Genomic DNA, 900 nt, shown 5'->3' on the forward strand with positions numbered 1-900 from the left:
CCACCCCGGCACCGGTCCCACCGGTGACCGGCCCGGTCGGCGAGTCGCTGCTGGCGGATGCGGCCGTGGACGGGCGGTCCACGGGCGACGGCGCGGCGGCCACAAGCCCCCCGGTGTCCAGGACGGTTGCGGCCGGCGAAGGCGCGGAGAACCACGCCGGGAGGAGCCCGGATACCGGCACCGGGACCGACAACGACCGCCGCCCTGCGGAGACCACGGATGCCAGAGCGCCGCCGTCATCCGGGGACGGCGGCAGCGCTCCGGTCACGGCCTGGAGCCAGCTGCCGCTGACGTACCGCGCCCAGGTACCGACCTTCGCGATCAACGTCCACGTCTATGCCCCGGAGCCGGCCCGCCGTTTCGTGATGGTGGACATGAAGCGCTACCGCGAGGGTGACACCCTCCCCGTCGGCCCGCGCGTCGAGTCGATCACCAGTGACGGGCTGGTGCTCGCCTGGCGCGGGCGACGTTTCCTCTGGCCGGTGGACGGCCCGCCGCGCTAGCGCCTCGCCCGGGCCCACGGCCGACAGGGAGATGCCGCACCCGCCCGCCGCTCAGCAACAGCTCGGCTGCTGGAAGGCAGCCGACATCCCCGCGCGACATCGGAGAACGCCGGGCGCCGCCGGCCCCTGGACAACGGCCGGGCTCGGCCGTACGCGTGGACCAGGCGTCGCAGGCGTAAAACGCCACCGGAGATGTCGGCTGCCAGGAGCAGCCGACCTACGAGCAGGGGAACGGCCGTGCCCTGGTACCGGGGCACGGGCGATGTCAAACGAGGTCGTGACCGGAGAGACCGGCATCGGGCCGCGGTTGGCCGCGTAGGTCGGCTGCTGGAAGGCAGCCGACATCCCCGCGCGACATCGGAGAACGCCGGGCGCCGCCGGCCCCTGGACAACGGCC

The 900-nt window shown here is 74.2% G+C and carries 1 protein-coding gene; it reads left to right on the plus strand.

Annotated features, from left to right (window positions below):
- A partial coding sequence (locus G7A99_RS21690) for a general secretion pathway protein GspB (protein ID WP_205599994.1) occupies nucleotides 1-503 on the plus strand: 503 nt, incomplete at its 5' end.
- Nucleotides 504-900 lie beyond the last annotated feature (397 nt).

Source organism: Arhodomonas sp. KWT, assembly GCF_010993615.1.